This is a genomic window from Achromobacter sp. SIMBA_011, assembly GCF_046535435.1.
Lineage (GTDB): Bacteria > Pseudomonadota > Gammaproteobacteria > Burkholderiales > Burkholderiaceae_B > Achromobacter > Achromobacter dolens.
This window is the reverse complement of record NZ_JAWRWN010000001.1, coordinates 100,368-115,615: the sequence shown is the minus strand read 5'-3', so window position 1 is coordinate 115,615 and position 15,248 is coordinate 100,368. Positions and strand designations below refer to the sequence as shown.

Below are 15,248 nucleotides of genomic sequence, written 5' to 3'. Positions count from 1 at the left end.
CGGGGCGGCGGCCTGGGTCAGGCGTTGCGGGAGGCGGCGCGCTCGAAAGCGTCCAGCAGCGGTTGCAGGCGTTCGCCGCGGGTCTTCAGCGCGGCCTGGTTGACGATCAGGCGCGAGGAAATCGGCATGATGTCCTCGACCGCGACCAGGTCGTTGGCGCGCAGCGTGCCGCCGGTGGACACCAGGTCCACGATGCAGTCGGCCAGGCCCACCAGCGGCGCCAGTTCCATCGAACCATACAGCTTGATGATGTCGACGTACACACCCTTGGAGGCGAAGTGTTCACGGGCTGACTGCACGTACTTGGTGGCCACGCGCAGGCGCGCGCCCTGGTGCACCGCGGCCTCGTAGTCGAAGCCGTTGCGCACGGCCACGGCCAGGCGGCACTTGGCGATGTTCAGGTCGATCGGCTGGTACAGGCCGCCGGGCTGCTGCGCGGCGTGCTCGATCAGCACGTCCTTGCCGGCGATGCCGAGGTCGGCCGCGCCGTACTGCACGTAGGTCGGCACGTCGGAAGCGCGCACGATGATCAGGCGCAGGCCGGGATCGCTGGTCGGCAGGATCAGCTTGCGCGAACTTTCGGGGTTCTCGGGCACCTCGATGCCGGCTTCCGCCAGCAAAGGCATGGTTTCTTCGAAGATCCGCCCCTTGGACAGAGCCAGGGTCAGCGGGGCGAGCGGGGCATTGCTCATGCCGATTCCTTGCCGCTAGTGCGTTCAACGACGCGTTGAATATTGGCGCCCAGGGCGCGCAGTTTGACTTCCATCCGATCGTAGCCGCGATCCAGATGGTAGATGCGGTCGACCAGCGTGTCGCCATCGGCGGCCAGGCCGGCGATCACCAGGCTGGCCGAGGCCCGCAGGTCGGTGGCCATGACCGTCGCGCCCGACAGGCGGGCGATGCCGCGCACCACCGCGGTGTGGCCGTCGATGTCGATGTCCGCGCCCATGCGGCGCAGTTCCTGCACGTGCATGTAGCGGTTCTCGAAGATGTTCTCGACGATCACCGAGGTGCCTTCGGCCACCGTGTTCAGCGTCATCAACTGGGCCTGCATGTCGGTGGCGAAGCCGGGGTACTCATGGGTGCGAAAGCCCACGGCCTTGGGGCGCTTCGACATGGCGCCGCGGATCCAGTCGGGGCCGGTCTCGATGGCCAGGCCGGCCTCGGTCAGCTTGTCGAGCGTGGCGCCGAGGATGCCGGCGTCGGTGTTGCGCAGCACGATGTCGCCGCCCGCCGCGCCCACGGCGCACAGGAAGGTGCCGGCCTCGATGCGGTCGGAGATCACGCGGTGCTCGGCGCCGTGCAGGCGTTCGACGCCGTCGATCACGATGCGGTCGGTGCCGTGGCCCTGGATGCGGGCGCCCATTTTGATGAGCAGCTCGGCCAGGTCGACGACCTCGGGCTCGCGCGCGGCGTTTTCCAGCACGGTCTGGCCTTCGGCCAGCACGGCGGCCATCAGCAGGTTCTCGGTGCCGGTGACGGTGACCATGTCGGTGCGGATCGAGGCGCCCTTCAGGCGTTTGGCGCGCGCCACCACGAAGCCGTGCTCGATGCTGATGTCGGCGCCCAGCGCCGCCAGGCCCTTGATGTGCTGGTCCACCGGCCGCTGGCCGATGGTGCAGCCGCCCGGCAGGCTGACGCGGGCTTCGCCGAAGCGCGCCACCAGCGGGCCCAGCACCAGGATCGAGGCGCGCATGGTCTTGACCAGGTCGTACGGCGCTTCGAGGCTGTCGACGCGGTCGGCCTGCAGGGTCACGATGCCGTCGTTGGCGCGTTCGGCGCGCACGCCCATGCGGCCCAGGAGGCGCAGCATGGTGGCGGTGTCGTTCAGGTGCGGCACGTTGGCGATGGTCAGCGGGTCCGCCGTCAGCAGGCCGGCGCACAGGATCGGCAGGGCCGAGTTCTTGGCGCCGGAGATGGTGACTTCGCCATGCAGGCGCGCACCGCCGGTAATGCGTAGCTTGTCCATGGTCACTTGCCCGCCTGGGTGTATTCGGCCGGGGTCAGGGTGCGCATCGACAAAGCGTGGATCTCGGCTTTCATGCGGTCGCCCAGCGCCGCGTAGACCAGTTGGTGGCGCTGGATCAGGCGCTTGCCTTCGAAGGCGGCGCTGACGATGACCGCGTCGAAATGCGAGCCGTCGCCCTGTACGTCGAGGTGTTCACAGGGCAGGCCGTCCGCGATGTATTGGCGGACTTGCGCGGGAGTGGGAAGCATGGACGTCAGTTCCTGAGTTTGTAGCCGCTGGCCAGGAGCCGCAGCGCATAGATCGAAAGCGCGAGGAACACCCCCGTCACCACCGCCAGGCTGCGCCAGGGGGAGACGTCCGACACCGAGAAGAATCCGTAGCGGAAGCCGTCGATGGTGTAGAAGATGGGGTTCCAGTGGGACACGCCCTGCCAGAAGGCCGGGAGCGTATGGATGGAATAGAACACGCCGGACAGGAAGGTGGCCGGCATGATGAGGAAGTTCTGGAACGCCGCCAACTGGTCGAATTTCTCGGACCACAGGCCGGCGATCAGGCCCAGCACGCCCATGATGCCGCAGGCCAGCACCGCGAACACCAGCAGCCACAGCGGGTTGGACGGCACCAGCGAGACGAAGAACAGCGCCACCACCCACACGCACAGGCCCACGGCCAGGCCGCGCACCACGGCCGCCAGCACGTAGGCGGCGAAAATGTCGCGGTGCGACAGCGGCGGCAGCAGCATGAATACCAGGTTGCCGGTGATGCGGCTCTGGATCAGCGACGACGACGGGTTGGCGAAGGCGTTCTGCAGCATGCTCATCATCATCAGCCCGGGGATCAGGAACGCGGTGTACGGCACGCTGCCATAGACCATGACGCGCCCTTCCAGCACGTGGGCGAACACCAGCAGGTACAGCAGCGCGGTGATGACGGGCGCGGCGATGGTCTGGAAGCTGACTTTCCAGAAGCGCAGCAACTCCTTGCGCAGCAGGGTCGGAAAGCCGGAACCCGCGTCCAGTCGGGGCTGCACCAGCGGCTGGCTGGCATTGGCGGCGGGCTGCGTCATTGCGGAATACCTTCGGGTTGCGGGGCGTCGTCCTGGTGCATGATGCGCACGAAGGCGTCCTCGAGGTCGACGCCGCCGACGCGGGCCAGCAGCGCCTGGGTGGTGTCCAAAGCCACGATGTGGCCGCCCTTGAGCATGGCGATGCGGCCGCACAGGGCTTCCGCTTCTTCCAGGTAGTGGGTGGTCAGCATGATGGTGTGGCCGGCCTTGTTCAGGCGCGAGATGAATTCCCACAGGGTGCGGCGCAGGTCGACGTCGACGCCCGCGGTGGGCTCGTCCAGCACGATCACGGGCGGGCGGTGCACCAGCGCCTGCGCCACCAGCACGCGGCGCTTCATGCCGCCGGACAGCGCGCGCATGTTCGAGTTGGCCTTGTCGGCCAGCCCCAGGTTGAACAGGATCTCGTCGATCCAGTCGTCATTCTTGCGCAGGCCGAAATAGCCTGACTGGATCCGCAGCGTCTCGCGCACCGTGAAAAACGGGTCATAGACCAGTTCCTGGGGCACGACGCCCAGCGCCCGCCGTGCCGACTTGTAGTCGGCCACGACGTCGTAGCCACAGACGGTGGCGCGGCCGGCGGTGGCATGCGCCAGCCCGGCCAGGATGGAGATCAGGGTGGTCTTGCCGGCGCCGTTGGGCCCGAGCAGGCCGAAGAACTCGCCGTGCTCGATGTTCAGGCTGACATTGTCGAGGGCCTGGAAGCCGGCGCCAGGCGCGCGCCCGGTGAGCTTGCCCCAGCCGCTGCGGCGCGGCGAGTAGATTTTGGAGACGTTCTCAAGACTGACGGCAGACATGACGGCGGCGAGGGTGCCCGGCAAAGAGCGAATTGATCATTATATAAGCGCCCCGCTACGCGAGGCGCCGATAGCCCCGGCGGCCGTGGGGGCGTGGCGCAATGGTCCGTCCCCAAAAATGACAGGCCCGGCGGACCGCAGGGGCGCGCCGGGCCGGGACAAGCCGGACGGGATCGTTACTGGTTGCGCTGGTTCAGCGCCTGGATCAGGCCGTCGATGCCATTCTGGTTGATCTGCTGGGCGAACTGGTTGCGGTAGTTCTCGATCAGCCAGATGCCTTCGACGTTCATGTCGTAGATCTTCCAGCCCTGGGGCGTCTTTTCCAGGCGGTAGTCGACGCCGACCGGCTGGCCGTTGGGTTGGCTGATGAGCGTGCGCACGACCGCGTCGTCGGCCTTGGGGTCGCCGCGGAACGGCAGGGCCGTAATGGTGGTGCCCGACGTGACGCGCGTCAGCGCGCCGCTGTAGGTGCGCACCAGGGTGCCGCGGAAAGCGTCGGCCAGGGCGGTCCGCTGCTGTTCGGTGGCCTGGCGCCAGTAGCGCCCGGCGGCCAGCCGCGTCGTCTTCTGGAAGTTGACGTAAGGCAGGATGTGCTCGTTCACGACCTGGTTGATGCGGGCCGTGTTGCCGGCCTTGACGGCGCCGTCGGCCTTCAGGACGTCCAGCGCCTCATTGGCGGCCGCCAGCACGAAATCGTTGGGCGCGCCGTTGGCGTTGGGTTGCGCCTGCACGGCGGGCGTTGCCGCGAGCCCCAGCAGGCCGGCAAAGGCCAGGCGTTGGAGCAGGGGAAAAAAAGAAAACCGCATGGAAACTCCTTGCTGTACTGAAAACGCAATCCGACAGCTTACTTGGTTGCGGGGTTGGCGACCGGCGCGGCCGCGCCCTTGGCCTTGGCGGCGTCGTCCTCGTCGTCCTCGTAGTTGGGCAGGCTGGATTCGTCATCGACGCGCTGGCCGTTGACCATCGCGGCGCGGCGCTGCAGGTAGGCGTCGCGCACGAAGCTGTACGGGTCGAGCGCCACGCGGTCGATGGTGTCGGTGGCGTTGAGCAGGCTGGCGCGCGTGTCGACCACTTCCAGGCCCCACAGCGAATTGCGCAGGGCCACGTTGTCGATGGCGCTCACGCCCATGTAGCCGCGCATGCGGCCCTGCCAGTCGCCGACCAGGCCGACGCCATCACGCACGCTCGCCGAGCCGAAGAACGGCAGCACCAGGTACGGCCCCTGGCTGAAGCCCCAGACGCCCAGCGTGGTGCCGAAGTCGTTCGGGATCTTGCGCGCGCCGTTGGCCGAGGCGACGTCGAAGCAGCCGCCCACGCCCATGGTGGTGTTGAACAGGAAGCGGCCGAGCGTGTTGACGAAGTCGTGGCCGCGACCCTGCAGGAAGCTGTTGGTGCCCGACCAGAGATCGCCGACGTTGCTGAAGATGTTGTGGACGCAACTGCGCACGGGTTCCGGCGTGACGTAGGTGTAGGCCTGCGCCACCGGCTTGAAGACCGCGCGGTCGACCGTGTCGTTGAACTTGTACACGCCGCGGTTGAAGCCTTCCCAGGGATCGCGCGGATCCGGGTGCTGCGGCGCGGCGCAGCCCGCCATCAGCGCGCCGGCGGCGGCGACGGTGGCAATGCGGGAAAGAGCTTTCGTGTTCATGATCAGGGCATCCCTATCAGCAGATTTCTATTTTTATTGCAGCGTGCGGCGCGTCAAGCTTCGGGTTGTTGCCGGGCGTGACGGGTCCTCTTCAATTCGGGGCTTTCGCGTCGGGCGCGCCAGCCGCGTTCGTGCCTTCCTTCTCGGCCGAGCCGTACAGGAACTTGCTGATGAGCTGTTCCAGCACCACGGCGCTTTGGGTATAGCGGATTTTGCCACCCTCGGCCAGATTGTCGTCTTCGCTGCCCGGCGTCAGGCCCAGGTACTGCTCGCCGAGCAGGCCCGAGGTGAGAATGGCCGCGGAAGAGTCCTTGGGGAACTGGTAGGCGGTTTCCAGGTTCATCGCGACGACCGCCTGGAAGGTCTTGTCGTCGAAGGAGATCTTGGAGATCCGGCCGACCACGACCCCGGCGCTTTTCACGGGCGCGCGCACTTTGAGGCCGCCTACGTTATCGAAATTGGCCGTCAGCGTATAGGTGGGGGCAAAAGAAAAGGTGCTCAAGTTGCCGGCGCGCAACGCCAGGAACGCCAGCGCGGCCGCGCCCAGCAAGACGAACAGGCCTACCCAGAAATCGGTTTTTTCGCGAGACATGATCGATCCGTAATCAGTTTCCAAACATCAAGGCGGTCAGCAGGAAGTCCAGCCCCAGCACCGCCAGCGAGCCCACCACCACGGTGCGGGTGGTGGCGCGGGCGACGCCTTCGGGGGTGGGCTTGGCCTGCCAGCCTTCGTAAAGCGCCACCAGCGTCACCGTGACGCCGAAGACCAGGCTTTTGATGACGCCGTTCAGGACGTCGTTCCAGACATCGACGCCGCCCTGCATCTGCGACCAGAAGGCGCCGGCATCGACCCCGATCATCAGCACGCCGACCACCCAGCCGCCCAGGATGCCCACCATGGAGAACACGGCGGCCAGGATCGGCATGGCGATGATGCCGCCCCACAGGCGCGGCACCAGCACGCGGCGCATCGGGTCGACGGCCATGACTTCCATGGCCGACAGTTGTTCGCCCGCCTTCATCAGGCCGATCTCGGCGGTTAGCGAGGTGCCGGCACGGCCGGCGAACAGCAGCGCGGTCACGACCGGCCCCAGTTCGCGCACCAGCGACAGCGCCACCAGCAGGCCAAGCGATTCCTCGGCGCCGTAGCGGTTCAGCGTGTAATAGCCCTGCAGGCCCAGCACGAAACCCACGAACATGCCGGACACGGCGATGATCAGCAGCGAAAAGTTGCCGATGAAATGAATTTGCTGCGACACCAACCGCGGCCGCGACAGCGCGATGCCGCTGCGGGCCAGCATGGCGCCGAAGAAACGGGTGAAGTAGCCGATGCCGGCGATGCGGGTGCGCACCCAGCCGCCCAGCGCGCTCACGGCGTTGTTGGATCCGCTCATGCCTTGCGCCCTTGTTGTTGCGACAGCCACTTCTGGAAAGCCGGCGTTTCGGGATACTGGAACGCGACCGGGCCGTCGGGCTCGCCTTTGAGGAATTGCTGCACGTAGGGGTCCTGCGATGCCGAGAGGCTCTCGGGCGTGCCGGCGGCCTTGAGCTGGCCCTGGCCCACGAGATAGACCTGGTCGGCAATCGCGAACGATTCGTGCACGTCGTGGGTGATCAGCACCGAGGCGCATCCCAGGCGGTCGGCCAGGCTGCGGATCAGGCGGGCGGTGATACCCAGTGAAATCGGATCGAGGCCGGCGAAGGGTTCGTCGTACAGGATCAGTTCGGGTTCCAGCACGACCGCGCGGGCCAGCGCCACCCGGCGCGACATGCCGCCGGAGATCTCGGCCACCTTCAGGTGGGCGGCGGCGCGCAGGCCGACGGCGTCGAGCTTGTCGAGCACGCGCGCCGTGATTTCGGATTCGGCCAGCGTGGTGTGTTCGCGCAGCGGGAAGGCGACGTTCTCGAACACGTTCAGGTCGGTGAACAGCGCGCCCTGCTGGAACAGCACGCCCATGCGCTTGCGCAGCGATTGCAGTTCGGCGGGGGTGGCGCGGGCGATGTCCTGGCCGAACGCCAGCACGGTGCCTTGTTGCGCAGTGAGCTGGCCGGTGGCGGCCCGCAGCAACGTGGTCTTGCCTGAACCCGAGCCGCCCATGATGGCGACCACCTGGCCCGAACGCGCTTCCATGGAAATGTCGCGCAAGACGGTGAAATCACCGTAGCCTAGCGCCACACCTTGCAGGCGCAGGGCGAATTCCGGGGTGCTGCGGGTTTGATCGGGCATGGGCAACAAAAGGGTGTTTCGGTGGCGAATGCCCTGCCGCCACGTTCGTGCCTGGGCGGATCATCCGGCCGGCGCGAGCGAGACGGGCTGCGTCGGGAAGCGCCCTGTTACTCATATGCCGGGGACGAGGGAAGACCCGTCGCACCCGGCGGCGAGGGGCCATTGTAGCCCGACGAACTGTCATCGCAGTGCGTTAGGGTTGTCTATGGAACAGTGTTTTCGGCATTGGGAACAATCGGCGGGGCCTGTCGGCCCCCCGGAATCCCTTGCGCCGGCCCCGTTCAGGCCCGGCCGCGGCCGCGCGCCGCGGCGGTTTCGCGGGCCAGCCGCGCCACCAGCGCGGCCGTGCTTTCGCGCCGCGCCAGCGGCGCGCCCTGGCCGGCCCACAAAGACAGGACGGCGACGTTGCCGGCCTGGCCGCCGGCGGTGCGCATGGGGCGGGTCAGCGCGTTCTGCAGCGGGTAAGGCAGGATATCGTCTGAAAGTTGATCGGCGTCGCGCATGAACGAATTCGCGATGCCGCGCGCCGGGCGTCCGGAAAAGGCCCGGGTCACCCGCGACTGTTCGGAACGCGAGGCCGGCAGCACCGCCTTGTAGGCATCGCCGATGCCGGCTTCGTCCGTGGTCAGGAAGGCCGTCCCCATTTGTGCGACATCCGCGCCCAGGGCCAGCGCCGCGGCGATGCCGCGGCCGTCCATGATGCCGCCGGAGGCGATCACCGGGATCGATACCGCGTCGGCCACCTGGGGCACCAGGGCCATGGTGCCGACCAGCGAATGCTCGAAATCGTCCAGGAAGGTGCCGCGATGCCCGCCCGCCTCCGCTCCCTGCGCCACGACGGCATCGACGCCATCCTGCTCCAGGACCACCGCTTCGCGCACGGTGGTGGCGGTGCCGATCGTCAGGATGCCCAGTTCGCGGCAGCGCGCCAGCACGTCCGCGGGCAGGCGGCCGAAGGTGAAGCTCAGGACCGCCGGTTTCACGCGCAGCACGGCCTCGATCTGGCCGGGCAGCGGGTCGGCCTGCGGGCCGGGCGCGACGGGCGCCGGCAGGCCCAGTTGGGCGTGGTAGCGCGCCAGCAGCGCCAGCATGCGGCTGGCGTCGCCCTGGTACGGTTGCTCCGGCACCGCCGCGAACAGGTTGATGCCGAACGCCCGGTCGGTGCGCGCGCGGATCCCGGCGGCCGCCGTCTCGATCTGATCGGGCGACAGGTAGGCCGCGCCCAGCGAACCCAGGACACCCGCCTTGGAAGCCTCCGACACTAGTTCCACCGTCGTCGCGCCGCCCGCCATGGGCGCCTGGATGATGGGGTGGTCAAGCTTGAGCAGATCGGATAGGCGGGATGTCATGGGAAACCTCCTGGTTGGCTTATTGCAGCTGGATGTTTCCAGCCTGGATGACGTGCGCCCACTTGTCCGTTTCGCTCTTGATGAACGCGCCGAATTCCTCGGGCGTGCCGCCGCCGGCCTGGCTGCCGGTGTCGGCGATGGCCTTCTGCACGTCGGGTTCCTTCAGGATGCGGTTGAACTCGGCATTGAGCTTGGCAATGATGGGCGCGGGGGTTCCGGCGGGGGCGACGATGCCCTGCCAGTTGTACGACTCGAAGCCCGGCAGGCCGGATTCGGCCATGGTGGGCACGTCCGGCAGCACCGCCAGGCGCTTGGCCGAGGTCACCGCGATCGGGTGGATCTTCTGGCCCTGGATGGCCGGCAGCGCCGAGTAGCCCATCTCGAACATCATCGAAATATGGCCGCCCATCAGGTCGGTCGCGGCCAGGCTGCCGCCCTTGTAGGGCACGTGCACGATGTCGATCTTGGCTTGCTCGCGGAACATCTCGCCGGACAGGTGATGGGCGCCGCCCACGCCGGACGAACCGAATGACAGCTTGCCCGGCTGCTTTTTGGCCATGGCGATCAGGTCGGCCAGGGTCTTGACCGGCAGCTCGTTGTTCACGCTCAGCACCAGGGGGCTGTTCTCGATCAGGATGACGGGCGCCAGATCCTTCTGCGGGTTGTACGGCATGTCCTTCATCAGCGACGGGTTGACCGCCATCGGCGCCAGGTTGCCGGTGCCGATGGTGTAGCCGTCGGGCGCCGCCTTGGCGATCAGGTTGGTGCCGACCACGCCGCCCGCGCCCGCCTTGTTCTCGACCACGATCGGCTGGCCCAGCGATTCGCCCAGCTTGCGCGCCAGCAGGCGCACACGGGTATCGGCAAAGCCGCCCGGGGCGTAGGGCACGATCATGGTGATGGGCTTGGCGGGCCAGTCGGCGGCCTGGGCGTGGGCGGTGCCGCTCAGGGCGGCGAAGGTGGCCAGGGCGGCGACCAGGGGGCGTAGCGATTTCATGCTGGGTGACTCCTCTTTCTCTTAATGTGATGGTTCCCGGGAACCGATCGCATTATGCCCAGCGTTGCCGCCCGTGGTGCTGATTTTCCCCAAGCGCCAGGCCGACAGCGCCAGCAATGCCGCGCCTGCCGCCAGCACTTGCGGCAGCGTGGCGCCCCAGCGCGCGGCGGCGGAGGCCAGCAGCGGCCCCACGATCTGGCCGGCGGCGAAGGCCGAGGTCATGACGGCCGCGGCCCGTGGCGCGGCGCTGCCGGCCAGTCGTTGCGCCACCAGCATGCCCGATTGCGTGATGACCATGAAGGTGCCGCCCACCAGCAGCGCGGCGACGATGATCGCGGCGATGTCGTGCCATAGCGCCGCCGCCAGCATGCCCAGCGCCATCAACGCCTGCGCCCCGCGCCACACCGTCTTGTCGTCTCGGGCTTGCGCCACGCGCGGCGCCACCAGGCAGGAGAGCGCGGCGGCCAGGCCGAACAATGGCCAGGCCCAGCCGAACACGGCGGGATCGGGAATGATCTCGCGCGCCATGGCGGGCAGGAAGGTGGCGGGAATGATGTAGCCGGCGCCGAACACGCCGTAATGCAGCGCCAGGCGGCCGATACCCGGCGGCAGGCGCCCGGGCGCGGGCGCGGCGGCCAGGTGGCGGGCCGGCCCGGGGCGCTTCAGCCCGGGCCAGGCCAGGGCCGACAGCAGCAGCGCCAGCGCGCCCAGCGCGATCCAGTTTGCATTGGCGCCGACGCCGGCGGCCATCAATCCCAGACAGGCCAGGCCGGTCAGCGCGATGCCCGCGCCGACGCCGGCGTAGGTGATGGCCGACACGGCTGGCGCGCGCGGGTCGCCCGGGGCGACCGCGCGCGACGCGGCCACGCAGATGAAGGCGCTGGCGCTGCCATAGCCCGCCGCCAGCCGCAGCAGGCTCCAAGCCAGGACGCCGTGGAACGCCGGCATGGCCAGCGTCAGCACGGCCACGGCCAGCAGGCTGATCGCCAGCATGGCGCGCGGATGGCGCGGCGGCCGCACCGCCGCCGCCAGTGCGCCCAGCAGGTAACCCGCGTAATTGGCCGACGCCAGCCAACTGCCCTGAGCCAGCGACAAGCCGGCCTCCTGCGCCATCAACGGCCAGACCGGCGTGAAGGCGAAGCGGCCGATGCCCATGGCGGCGGCCAGCGCCAGCGCGGCCGGCAAGGCCAGGCGGATGGCGCCGCGCGGGGACGCGGGATCGGGGTGGGCGGCTATTGACATGGCTCCCACTCTACGGCTGTACTAATATCTTGAATAGTGAATTATTAAGAACATGAGTTCTTGAAATGAGAAATTTGGATCTCGACGCGCTGCAGATCTTCAAGGCGGTGGCCGACCACGGGGGCGTGGCGCGCGCCGCGGCCCACCTGAACCGGGTGCAGTCGAACGTCTCGACCCGCCTCAAGCAGCTTGAAGCGACGCTGGAGGCGCCGCTGTTTCGCCGCCAGAACCGGCGCCTGGTGCTGTCGGAACAGGGGCGCGTGCTGCTGTCCTACGCCGACCGCATGCTGCGCCTGTCGGCCGAGGCCCAGGTGGCCGTGCGCGACGGCGCGCCGCAGGGCCTGCTGCGCATCGGCACCATGGAAAGCACGGCCGCGGCGCGCCTGCCCCCTATCCTCGCGACGTATCACGCGGCCTGGCCGAAGGTGCGGATCGAACTGGTCACGGGCACGTCGGGCGCGTTGGCGGCCATGGTGCGCAACTACGAGATCGACGCCGCCTTCGTGGCGCAGCCCTTCGACGCGCAGGGCCTGGCGCAGCAACCGGCTTTCGAGGAAGAACTGGCGCTGATCTCGCCGCTGGCCTGGCCCGAGATCCATGGCCCCAAGGATGTCGGCGATCGCAGTGTCATCGCGTTCGCGGCGGGCTGTTCGTACCGACGCATCCTGGAATCGTGGTTCGGCCAGGAAGGCGTGGCGCCGGGCAAGGTGATGGAATTCGCGTCGTACCACGCCATCGTCGCGTGCGTGGCGGCAGGCTCGGGCGTGGCGATCGTGCCGCGCTCGGTGCTGGCGCTGCTGGGCGCGGAGCCGTCGCTGCGCGTGACGCCGCTGGCTGGCAGGCACGGCCGCGCGCAGACGCGATTGATCTGGCGCGCGGACGACGAAACGCCTGCATTGCAGGCGTTGCGGCAGCTACTGGCGCAGCGGCGCCAGTAGCCGATGGGACGTGGGTATCAGAAGCGGTAGCCGACGCCCAGCGTGGCGACCCACGGGTTGATGCGGGCGGTGCCGATGTGTTCGCCGTTGAGCTTCACCTTGGACTTGATGTCGATGTAGCGGATGTCGGCGTTCATGAACCAGCGCTCGCTGATCTTGATGTCCGCGCCCAGTTGCGCGGCCACGCCCCAGGAATCGCCCATCTTCAGGTCGGAACCCTTGAGCGCGCCCTCGGCCTTGGTGTCGAAGAACTTGGTGTAATTGACGCCGACGCCGATGTAGGGCTGAACCATGCTGTCGGGCAGGATGTGCCATTGCAGGCTGAGGGTCGGCGGCAATTGCTTGCTGGAACCGATCTTGCCCAGGCCGCTGCCGCGCACGTCATGCTGGAACGGCCAGGCGCCCAGCAGTTCGATGCCGATGTTGCGCGTGGCCATGTAGGCCAGCGTGAAGCTGGGGCGCACGTTGTTGTTGGCGTCGAGCTTGACGGTGCCATCGAGCACCGTGCCGTTGTTGGACGCGGGGCGTACCTGGGTCGCGCCGACCCGGAACAGGATGTCGCCGGCTTCGTGGGCATGGGCGGGGGCGGCAAGCATCAGGGGGGCGCCGCAGGCAGTGGCCAGGGCAAGGGCGCGCAGGCGCCAAGACATCGCGAACATTTTCCTCTCTCCGTGTATTGCGTGAATGCAGGCATTCAGGTTCGCAGAGGCGGGAAAAGCGGGCCTTGACGTGTATCAAGCGGCAACGCGGCGCGTGGTAGCGGCGCCACAAATACGTACGAATCGGACTCAACGCAAGTTGTCGGTGCCACGCGGCACGGCATACGCGTGGCGGAAATAGTCGCGCACCGCGCGCATCGGGCCGGTGATGTCCGCGCCCTTGCGCCACGCCAGCCCCACGTTCATCGGCGGGATCGGATCCTTCAACTGGATGGTCTCGATGCGCCGGCCTTCCAGCGACCACGGCCGATAGACCATGTCCGACAGCACCGCCACGCCGCCGCCATTGGCCACCATGCTGCGCACCGCTTCCACCGAAGAGGTGCGCAGGCGCACGTCGGGGCGGAACGGCGTCTCGCTCCAGTACCGCAGCGCGGTGTGCGCGGCCTCGTCGACGGTCAGCATGATGAACGGTTCGTGTGCCACGTCTTCCAGCGTGACAGTGTCGCGCGCCAGCAGCGGATGGCGCGCCGGCACCCACAGCCGCCGCGGCGAGCCGAAGAAATGCTCGACGGCCAGTTCCGGGTTCACCACGTTCGAGGTCAGCAGCACCGCCATGTCGTAGCGGTGCGCGATCAGGCCTTCCTCGATGGCGTTGCGGTTCAGTTCGTGAAGTTGGATGTCCAGGTTGGGATAGAGCTGCGACAGGCGCTGCAGGTGGTACGGCAGGAAGTAGCCGATCACGGTATAGGACGCTGCCAGCAGCAACCTCCCGCTCTCGCGACCGTCGGCGCTGGGCATGCGCAGCGCCTCGTCGACCGACGACAGGATGTTGTAGGCGTGGTTGAGGAAGCCGCGCCCGGTCTCGGTCAACGCCACGCCGCTGGCGCTGCGCTGGAACAGCGGCGAGCCCACGATCTCCTCGAGTTCGCGGATGGCGGTGGTGACGGCGGATTGCGAGATCGCCAACTGGATCGCCGCCTGCGAGATCTGCCCGAGTTCGGCGGCCGCGACGAAATACTTGAGCTGCCGGAGGGTAAGCGACATGGCGGCAATATCTGATTAATAGGTAGTCAGCCACCAGAATATCTGTTTATCCGCGCCATGGGGGTGCGCCGAATCTCAGGGAAATCCCTGAAATTTCATAGGAATCCGGTAATCGCCCTGATTTGGTGCGTAATGCGGGGCATCAAAAATTCAGATAACCGTTGATCCGAAAAAAGAACTTTTTATCCCTCGGGCGCTTCGCTACTGTGCAGGCATTGCGCGGGCCACCGGCCCGCAGATGGAAGGAGATCCTGTTTCATGAGCAAGGCGACGATAGACCTGAACTCCGACATGGGCGAGGGATTTGGTTCCTGGAAGATCGGCGATGACGTCGACGACGCCATCATGCCGCTGATCAGCTCGGCCAACATCGCCACGGGCTTTCACGCCGGCGATCCCAACATCATGAACCGCACCGTGGTGATGGCGCGCGAGCATGGCATCGGCATCGGCGCGCATCCCGGCTTTCGCGACCTGGTCGGCTTCGGCCGCCGCGATCTGAACGAGAACGCCGAGGGCCTGGTCAACGACATCGTCTACCAGGTCGGCGCGCTGCGCGAATTTGCCCGCCTCTATGGCCTGCGGCTGCAGCACGTCAAGCCGCATGGCGCGCTCTACATGCGCGCCGCGCGCGACGAAACCCTGTCGCGCCGCCTGGTGCAGACGCTGCGCGACCTGGAGCCCACGCTGATGCTGTATTGCATGGAGAACTCGCTGACCTGCAAGGTGGCGCGCGAGCTGGGCCTGCCGGTGGTGCGCGAGTTCTACGCGGACCGCGACTACGACGCCAGCGGCTCGATCGTGTTCACGCGCTACACCCAGGCGCTCGATCCGGAGCAGGTGGCCGACAAGGTGCTGCGCGCGTGCACCGACGGCAAGGTGCGCACCGTGGATGGCCGCGACATTCCGATCGGCTTCGACTCTGTCTGCATCCACAGCGACACCCCCGGCGCGCTGGCGCTGGTGCAGGCCACCCGCGCCCGCCTGGAGGCGCACGGCATCCGCATCGCGCCGCCGCGGCTGTCCTGATCCGTCCATCATTCCCATACATTCCAAGGAGAAAACCCCATGTCGCAGCAAGAAATCCAGAGCCCCCTGCCCGGCACCTTCTACCGCCGTCCCAGTCCCGACGCCGCGCCGTTCGTCGAGGTGGGCGCCGCCATCCAGCCCGGCGACGTGGTCGGCATCGTCGAGGTGATGAAGCAGTTCAACCAGATCGAGGCCGAGATCGGCGGCGTGGTCGCCGAGATCCTGGTGGCCGACGGCGACCCGGTCGAACCCGGCCAGGCGCTGCTGCGGATCGAGGGCTGAG

Annotated in this window: 18 protein-coding genes; 3 read left to right on the top strand and 15 right to left on the bottom strand. The window is 67.7% G+C overall.

What is annotated here, in order from left to right; all coding sequences use genetic code 11:
* Positions 1-17: 17 nt before the first annotated feature.
* The 13 genes from hisG to SB816_RS00490 all read right to left on the bottom strand — a co-directional run bounded on the left by hisG (position 18) and on the right by SB816_RS00490 (position 11,292).
* Entirely contained in the window at positions 18-692 is a 675-nt protein-coding gene (hisG, locus tag SB816_RS00550) for an ATP phosphoribosyltransferase (protein WP_020925616.1), read from the bottom strand.
* Positions 689-1,969, bottom strand: a complete 1,281-nt coding sequence (gene murA / locus SB816_RS00545; protein ID WP_054503733.1) for a UDP-N-acetylglucosamine 1-carboxyvinyltransferase — start codon at positions 1,967-1,969, stop codon at positions 689-691. Before murA ends, hisG begins: the two co-directional genes overlap by 4 nt.
* A 2-nt stretch (positions 1,970-1,971) precedes the next feature.
* Positions 1,972-2,217: a BolA family protein gene (locus SB816_RS00540; protein ID WP_054503732.1), complete on the bottom strand. Its 246-nt coding sequence runs from the start codon at positions 2,215-2,217 to the stop codon at positions 1,972-1,974.
* A 5-nt stretch (positions 2,218-2,222) separates the two neighbouring features.
* The gene (locus tag SB816_RS00535) at positions 2,223-3,035 is read right to left on the bottom strand and encodes an ABC transporter permease (protein WP_006388063.1); all 813 of its coding nucleotides are present in this window, start codon (positions 3,033-3,035) and stop codon (positions 2,223-2,225) included.
* Positions 3,032-3,829, bottom strand: coding sequence for an ABC transporter ATP-binding protein (locus tag SB816_RS00530; RefSeq protein ID WP_054503786.1), 798 nt, complete (start codon positions 3,827-3,829; stop codon positions 3,032-3,034). Before SB816_RS00530 ends, SB816_RS00535 begins: the two co-directional genes overlap by 4 nt.
* Before the next feature lie 176 nt (positions 3,830-4,005).
* Positions 4,006-4,635, bottom strand: a complete 630-nt coding sequence (locus tag SB816_RS00525) for a phospholipid-binding protein MlaC (protein WP_054503731.1) — start codon at positions 4,633-4,635, stop codon at positions 4,006-4,008.
* Between the two features lie 38 nt (positions 4,636-4,673).
* Positions 4,674-5,477, bottom strand: coding sequence for a VacJ family lipoprotein (locus tag SB816_RS00520; RefSeq protein WP_054503730.1), 804 nt, complete (start codon positions 5,475-5,477; stop codon positions 4,674-4,676).
* Between the two features lie 91 nt (positions 5,478-5,568).
* Positions 5,569-6,069: an outer membrane lipid asymmetry maintenance protein MlaD gene (gene mlaD, locus SB816_RS00515; protein WP_006392340.1), complete on the bottom strand. Its 501-nt coding sequence runs from the start codon at positions 6,067-6,069 to the stop codon at positions 5,569-5,571.
* Positions 6,070-6,082: 13 nt separating this feature from the next.
* A complete protein-coding gene (gene mlaE / locus SB816_RS00510; protein WP_006392341.1) occupies positions 6,083-6,871 on the bottom strand; it encodes a lipid asymmetry maintenance ABC transporter permease subunit MlaE in 789 nt (262 codons plus the stop codon).
* Positions 6,868-7,704, bottom strand: a complete 837-nt coding sequence (locus SB816_RS00505; RefSeq protein WP_054503785.1) for an ABC transporter ATP-binding protein — start codon at positions 7,702-7,704, stop codon at positions 6,868-6,870. The genes mlaE and SB816_RS00505 overlap by 4 nt, the downstream gene beginning before the upstream one ends.
* A gap of 281 nt (positions 7,705-7,985) precedes the next feature.
* Positions 7,986-9,053 carry an NAD(P)H-dependent flavin oxidoreductase gene (locus tag SB816_RS00500; protein ID WP_175189697.1) on the bottom strand — a complete coding sequence of 356 codons (1,068 nt, stop codon included), beginning with the start codon at positions 9,051-9,053 and terminating at the stop codon, positions 7,986-7,988.
* 19 nt (positions 9,054-9,072) lie between these two features.
* Positions 9,073-10,050 carry a Bug family tripartite tricarboxylate transporter substrate binding protein gene (locus tag SB816_RS00495; RefSeq protein WP_054503728.1) on the bottom strand — a complete coding sequence of 326 codons (978 nt, stop codon included), beginning with the start codon at positions 10,048-10,050 and terminating at the stop codon, positions 9,073-9,075.
* A 21-nt stretch (positions 10,051-10,071) separates the two neighbouring features.
* Positions 10,072-11,292: a YbfB/YjiJ family MFS transporter gene (locus SB816_RS00490; RefSeq protein WP_410546393.1), complete on the bottom strand. Its 1,221-nt coding sequence runs from the start codon at positions 11,290-11,292 to the stop codon at positions 10,072-10,074.
* A 65-nt stretch (positions 11,293-11,357) separates the two neighbouring features.
* Here SB816_RS00490 and SB816_RS00485 point away from each other — a divergent pair, with 65 nt between their 5' ends.
* Positions 11,358-12,230, top strand: coding sequence for a LysR family transcriptional regulator (locus SB816_RS00485; RefSeq protein ID WP_144656510.1), 873 nt, complete (start codon positions 11,358-11,360; stop codon positions 12,228-12,230).
* Between the two features lie 17 nt (positions 12,231-12,247).
* Here SB816_RS00485 and SB816_RS00480 read toward each other — a convergent pair whose 3' ends face one another.
* Positions 12,248-12,889, bottom strand: coding sequence for an OmpW/AlkL family protein (locus SB816_RS00480; protein WP_410546392.1), 642 nt, complete (start codon positions 12,887-12,889; stop codon positions 12,248-12,250).
* Positions 12,890-13,018: 129 nt separating this feature from the next.
* Entirely contained in the window at positions 13,019-13,936 is a 918-nt protein-coding gene (locus tag SB816_RS00475) for a LysR family transcriptional regulator (protein ID WP_049070599.1), read from the bottom strand.
* A gap of 258 nt (positions 13,937-14,194) precedes the next feature.
* Between SB816_RS00475 and SB816_RS00470 the strand changes: the two genes are divergently transcribed.
* Together SB816_RS00470 and SB816_RS00465 are read left to right on the top strand one after the other, a co-directional pair.
* Positions 14,195-14,965, top strand: a complete 771-nt coding sequence (locus tag SB816_RS00470) for a 5-oxoprolinase subunit PxpA (protein WP_049070601.1) — start codon at positions 14,195-14,197, stop codon at positions 14,963-14,965.
* 39 nt (positions 14,966-15,004) lie between these two features.
* Complete coding sequence (locus SB816_RS00465) at positions 15,005-15,247, top strand: acetyl-CoA carboxylase (RefSeq protein ID WP_049070603.1); 243 nt, start codon at positions 15,005-15,007, stop codon at positions 15,245-15,247.
* Position 15,248 lies beyond the last annotated feature (1 nt).

What these genes read in the sequence shown, in the direction of transcription:
- hisG (WP_020925616.1), bottom strand. Translation starts at nt 692, where the DNA reads ATGAGCAATGCCCCGCTCGCCCCGCTGACCCTGGCTCTGTCCAAGGGG.
- murA (WP_054503733.1), bottom strand. Translation starts at nt 1,969, where the DNA reads ATGGACAAGCTACGCATTACCGGCGGTGCGCGCCTGCATGGCGAAGTC.
- SB816_RS00540 (WP_054503732.1), bottom strand. Translation starts at nt 2,217, where the DNA reads ATGCTTCCCACTCCCGCGCAAGTCCGCCAATACATCGCGGACGGCCTG.
- SB816_RS00535 (WP_006388063.1), bottom strand. Translation starts at nt 3,035, where the DNA reads ATGACGCAGCCCGCCGCCAATGCCAGCCAGCCGCTGGTGCAGCCCCGA.
- SB816_RS00530 (WP_054503786.1), bottom strand. Translation starts at nt 3,829, where the DNA reads ATGTCTGCCGTCAGTCTTGAGAACGTCTCCAAAATCTACTCGCCGCGC.
- SB816_RS00525 (WP_054503731.1), bottom strand. Translation starts at nt 4,635, where the DNA reads ATGCGGTTTTCTTTTTTTCCCCTGCTCCAACGCCTGGCCTTTGCCGGC.
- SB816_RS00520 (WP_054503730.1), bottom strand. Translation starts at nt 5,477, where the DNA reads ATGAACACGAAAGCTCTTTCCCGCATTGCCACCGTCGCCGCCGCCGGC.
- mlaD (WP_006392340.1), bottom strand. Translation starts at nt 6,069, where the DNA reads ATGTCTCGCGAAAAAACCGATTTCTGGGTAGGCCTGTTCGTCTTGCTG.
- mlaE (WP_006392341.1), bottom strand. Translation starts at nt 6,871, where the DNA reads ATGAGCGGATCCAACAACGCCGTGAGCGCGCTGGGCGGCTGGGTGCGC.
- SB816_RS00505 (WP_054503785.1), bottom strand. Translation starts at nt 7,704, where the DNA reads ATGCCCGATCAAACCCGCAGCACCCCGGAATTCGCCCTGCGCCTGCAA.
- SB816_RS00500 (WP_175189697.1), bottom strand. Translation starts at nt 9,053, where the DNA reads ATGACATCCCGCCTATCCGATCTGCTCAAGCTTGACCACCCCATCATC.
- SB816_RS00495 (WP_054503728.1), bottom strand. Translation starts at nt 10,050, where the DNA reads ATGAAATCGCTACGCCCCCTGGTCGCCGCCCTGGCCACCTTCGCCGCC.
- SB816_RS00490 (WP_410546393.1), bottom strand. Translation starts at nt 11,292, where the DNA reads ATGTCAATAGCCGCCCACCCCGATCCCGCGTCCCCGCGCGGCGCCATC.
- SB816_RS00485 (WP_144656510.1), top strand. Translation starts at nt 11,358, where the DNA reads ATGAGAAATTTGGATCTCGACGCGCTGCAGATCTTCAAGGCGGTGGCC.
- SB816_RS00480 (WP_410546392.1), bottom strand. Translation starts at nt 12,889, where the DNA reads ATGTTCGCGATGTCTTGGCGCCTGCGCGCCCTTGCCCTGGCCACTGCC.
- SB816_RS00475 (WP_049070599.1), bottom strand. Translation starts at nt 13,936, where the DNA reads ATGTCGCTTACCCTCCGGCAGCTCAAGTATTTCGTCGCGGCCGCCGAA.
- SB816_RS00470 (WP_049070601.1), top strand. Translation starts at nt 14,195, where the DNA reads ATGAGCAAGGCGACGATAGACCTGAACTCCGACATGGGCGAGGGATTT.
- SB816_RS00465 (WP_049070603.1), top strand. Translation starts at nt 15,005, where the DNA reads ATGTCGCAGCAAGAAATCCAGAGCCCCCTGCCCGGCACCTTCTACCGC.